Source organism: uncultured Agitococcus sp. (genome assembly GCF_937920075.1).
GTDB lineage: Bacteria > Pseudomonadota > Gammaproteobacteria > Pseudomonadales > Moraxellaceae > Agitococcus.
This window is the reverse complement of record NZ_CALETI010000107.1, coordinates 1-3,312: the sequence shown is the minus strand read 5'-3', so window position 1 is coordinate 3,312 and position 3,312 is coordinate 1. Positions and strand designations below refer to the sequence as shown.

The 3,312-nt window shown below is 42.3% G+C and carries 3 protein-coding genes; all 3 read right to left on the bottom strand.

The features are described 5' to 3' along the window. Nucleotides 1-499 (bottom strand): portal protein (locus Q0212_RS03845; protein ID WP_297922477.1); only part of this gene is annotated, 499 nt, incomplete at its 3' end. Nucleotides 500-515: 16 nt separating this feature from the next. Beyond that, a complete protein-coding gene (locus Q0212_RS03840; RefSeq protein WP_297922475.1) occupies nt 516-2,315 on the bottom strand; it encodes an LPD23 domain-containing protein in 1,800 nt (599 codons plus the stop codon). A 2-nt stretch (nt 2,316-2,317) separates the two neighbouring features. Further along, on the bottom strand, nt 2,318-3,312 hold a 995-nt coding region (locus tag Q0212_RS03835), incomplete at its 5' end, for a PBSX family phage terminase large subunit (protein ID WP_297922472.1).

Sequence of the window (3,312 nt, the reverse complement as noted above, 5' to 3'; positions counted from 1 at the left end):
CATGACGAGCGTCTGAATAATCGGGCTGCTGTGCGTTTTTATCAAAATACACGTTAAGGGGGTTTACAATACGCTCAATTAAAACAACTTGATTGAATGTATCGTGCGATTCATAGTCTGTCTTAATGCGCCATGCACCAAAGCCAAAGGTGGCGGTATGTTCAATCGCCGTATCATACGCAAAGTCGGCGTTAGACTCGTTTTGAATAGCACGAATCAAACCATCGTAAATATTTGCAATGTCAACGTCACCATCTTCGGCAGGGTGAACCTTAATAGACGGACGGTTTTGACGCGCATCACCGACAACTTGGTCAATAAAAGCTGGCAATCGGTTAATTGTCTGAATAGGACGCCCCTCAGCCTGCCGCTTTTTGGCAATAGCATCAGGCCATTGTTCACCAGCCGCGAATTTTTGGTCATCTAGCATTTCGCGTCTATTTTCGCTTACCGCTTGCTTGTCAGTCTCGATAAGCTTCTTAATTTCTTCAAATTTCATGGTTTAACCTCATTAATTAATCTTTTTTATTCTTGTTTTTCTTATCTTCATTATACAGATATGCGCCCAAAGTAGTAGCAGGTGCAAACTTGGCGGATTGTGCGAGTAGGTTAGATGAGTCACGGTTAAACGGGTCAAAGGCTGCAAAGCGTGAGCGAACCATTGAAGGCTCTAACACTGCTACTGAATTGAGATAAGGCCGCTCATCCAATAAAACGCCTTTTTCACCATTTGCTTTTGCACGTCTAGCCCAACTATTAACATTTCCCCATGTTGGCAATCCTTTTTCGCCTATATTTAATGGCGCGTAAGAATCCTCAGCAGCGTTTTGCAATCCTTCGGGTATGCCTTTTCGTGTGTCCGTTATCTGTCCTTTTCTCAAAAGCAATGGGTAAACTTTAGGGCTACCCATTTCGCTTTTTGTATTAGCAAAATTATTGGCAAATTCTATTTCGTGTGGTGCGCCGCCTTCTGTTGTATAAAACGGGCTTCTTGATGTGTCGATATTTTCTATATCAAAAGCACTACCATGATAAACATCAGTATCCCACCCCATCGCACGCGCTCTATCCATAGCCGTATTATCAGCAGGTAAATCCAACCCGCGCTGATTAACAGGTAATGCCGCCCGTTGTTGTGCTAATAAATGCGCTTGCTCAAATTCGGTTAGTGGTCTTTGTGATTTTGAGATATTTTGCTCAAACTGTATGTTTTGATGCTCAGGAGCAACATCATAACCGTAATCCCTAGAGTCAAACGGGTAGTTATCGCGACGTTGTTGCGGGTTTAAATCTGCTCTTCGCTCAACAGTCCTTGACTCAACTTCACCAGCCACTCTTCTATAATCTTCAAATGGGTCTTTTGATGTTTGAAAATCATTCATGTTCCCACCCCTTGCGAATCCCTCTCTTTCTTGTATAGCGTGCTGTAGTTCGTGCAAATTTCTACTTCTTAAGTCTGACAAATCAGGCGTTCCTCTTTTTGGAATGCCTAATGTAATCATATCTGACTTACCCATTTGTCCACTATAATAAGCAGCATCGCCTCCGCCCTGTTTTACAGTCCAAATATCTGAAGACTCAGGGTATGCCGCCGCTAAATCTTGGTGAGGGAAAATAGAGCCTTGCGTTTTTCCGTTTTTATTTCTTAGCTCTTTTATTGCGTCGTTTGTAAATTGCGCTGAACTATCATCAATCTCAAATCGCCACTTACCATCAACCCCTTTACCCCATCCTGTTTCTTTCCACACCTGAGCAGGGTCAACACCTTGAGCAATCATTTGTTGAGCCTTAGCTAAAGCGTCTTTATCTGCTGTTAGCGCGTTAATTCCTGCGAATATACCACGCTGCCCCATAAAACCAGTATTTAGCGTTTTGGGTGCGTTAGCATTAGCAATCATTCGCGCTTGCATTGCGCCTAATGTATTGCTTGCTTGTCGCCCTGCTTGTAATGTCGGTTTTGCACCTAAAGCAACACCCAAAGCCGTTGGTGCTGTTTGCATCAATGCGCCAAGTGTCGGACTATAACGACCTGCAATATCAACGCCTTGTTGCCATGTATCAATAACAGGCATAACAGGCTTTACAGCTTCGCCCAATGTTCTGGCAGCAGCTTGCTGATACATTTGCCCCGCTTGGGTTCTTGGCGTGTAAGTCATACCTTGCTTGATTGCCTCCGCACCATGCACAGGGTCAAACATAGCAGCATAACCAGACACAGGCTGAGCAATCGCACCAGTTAGCAAACTAGCAGCGTTTTCACCTAGCCCGTATGCGTTATTTTTAATATCAATCAAAAAGTCTTTAAAGCTGGCCATGTTTAACCCATCCAACTATTAGAGCCGTAAAGTTTTGGTGTGTACGGCTTAATTGCAACAGTTTCTTTAAACGCAACAGCCATATAACGGAAAGCATCACAACCATGACTTGACCAATCGTGAGCGGGCGTATTTCGTCTATTGCCGTTTTTGTCGTGTTCATAATGATAATACTCTAATGCTTTTATTCCCTCTTTGCACTTATTTTCATCTATCCACACATTAGGCATAGCCATACGCACCGCATTGATACCGTTATCAATGCCAATTTGTGGTGTAATCTCAACTTTTAAGCCGTAACCCTCGACAATCTCTTTTATGGTCTTACCTGTCGCTAAATTGGCATGATTTCCGTCGTGTGGCAAATAATGACGATCATAAACATAAGGCTTTTTCTGTATCTCTCTAACGTAAAAATCAACCGCTTTTCTGTTATCTTCAATGTAATCAATAACGCGATATTGCATTGCTACCATTTGCACAAACCATATCGCGGTTGAATCACCAAAACCTAAATCCCAAAACGTATAGACTGGCTTAGATGGTTCGTAAGGTACGTTAGTAATGCGCCCATCTTCTCGCATCTTACGCATTTCGTCTTTATAAACAGCACCCTCTAAGACTTTAAGACAGTGACCCTCCCACACCCACAAATACTTATCATAATCACGCGCTTTTAAGTCGTCTTTTTCGCTGATTAATTCACTGGATATATATTTATTATTAGTCCAGTTAAGTTTAAGGATATGACTGTTTTCAGGTGGTTTAGCAACAAAGCGTTGATATGTTGGGTCATCTTCAAAGCGAGGGTTAAAACTAATCCAAATTTCAGAACCTGATTTTCTGATTGTTGGTATTAATGTATCCCATGATACATCACTAATCGCCTCAGCTTCCTCCGCCCAACAAACGTCTATACCCTCCATAGATTTTATTTTTGTAATGTTGTGCTTGATGCCCTCGAATATAAACTCTGTGCCGTTTATTCTGCTAAAAA